This is a genomic window from Microcoleus sp. CAWBG640 (assembly GCF_020883015.1).
Lineage (GTDB): Bacteria > Cyanobacteriota > Cyanobacteriia > Cyanobacteriales > Microcoleaceae > Microcoleus > Microcoleus anatoxicus.
In genome coordinates this window covers 194,100-195,422 of record NZ_JAHRFC010000003.1, presented here as the reverse complement: position 1 = coordinate 195,422, position 1,323 = coordinate 194,100, and the positions used below count along the sequence as shown (strand labels likewise).

1 pseudogene is annotated in these 1,323 nt (G+C 52.3%); it reads right to left on the bottom strand.

Features of this window, described 5'->3' with window-relative positions:
• Positions 1-1,323: pseudogene (locus AAFP11_RS03220) on the bottom strand (hypothetical protein); the annotation flags it as partial.

Genomic DNA, 1,323 nt, shown 5'->3' with positions numbered 1-1,323 from the left:
TAGGGGGATCTCCGGCGCTAACAAGGGGGGCATCTTGTTCACTCAAAGTCCCCCTTCTAAAGGGGGATTTAGGGGGATCTCCGGCGCTAACAAGGGTGGGATCTTGTTCACTCAAAGTCCCCCTTCTTAAGGGGGATTTAGGGGGATCTCCGGCGCTAACAAGGGGGGCATCTTGTTCGCTCAAAGTCCCCCTTCTTAAGGGGGATTTAGGGGGATCTCCGGCGCTAACAAGGGGGGCATCTTGTTCGCTCAAAGTCCCCCTTCTAAAGGGGGATTTAGGGGGATCTCCGGCGCTAACAAGGGGGGCATCTTGTTCGCTCAAAGTCCCCCTTCTTAAGGGGGATTTAGGGGGATCTCCGGCGCGATTGGTGACGATGAAGACGTGAAAGCCGGAGTCGGGGTTTGGGGGGAGATACCACTCGATGAGGGCGGTTTGGCTGTCCAGGAATTGGGTAAAGTCGGGTAGTTGCGGGATGACTCGTTGCGTGAGGTTGAAATCGGGGTCGTTGATTTCTCTCAGCAGTTGAGTGATTTGCTGTTGCAGGGTTTTTAGTTCGGCTTCCAGTTGGGAATCGCTGGTTTGGGGCGATTTGGCTGTGGAAATACTGCCTTTTTCTTTGAGGGTGTCGGTGTTGGTTTCGGTGGTTGTTTCGGTTTCGGTTGGGGTTTCGTCGATGTCGAGTTGTTGTTGGAGGGAGGCAATTTGGCGGCGGAGTTGGCTGAGTTGTTGTTTTTGGGCGGGGGTGCTGTTTTTGGGGTAGAGGTTGGCGTTGTCGAGGAGTTCGATGAGGGTGCGAGATTTGCTGCGTTCGACGGTGAGGAGGGCGGTTTCGTAGCGTTGGAGGTGGATGCAGGCTAGTACCATTTTCTCGTAGATGGGTAAGGCATCTTCGAGGATTTGGCGTTTGCTGCGTTGCGAAGTTGCCCATTCGCGGCTTTGTTCGGCGGCGGTGATGGCGTTTTCATAGCCGTAAATCGCGTTTTCCCAGTCTTCGAGCTCGAAGGCAAAGTTGCCGAGGTTGCGCCCTGCTTTGAGACAGCTTAGGGGAAATGATGAGGGAGTGTAAATTTCTAAAGCAGAGCAAAAATGTTGAATTGCAGCTAAGTTATCTTTTATATCAATGTAAACATAGGCAAGATTTTCTTGCGTCATCGCCCAATCTTGGGGAAAGGCATCGAGAGTGTAGATGGTTAATGCAGCAGTGTATGATGCGATCGCCAGTTCGATATTCTCTGCTTTCTCTCCCCTGATTCTGTTTCTGTAGGCTGTTGCCAGATTATTTTGCGTCATCGCCCAATTTTCGGGAAAGGCTTCGCGGGTGT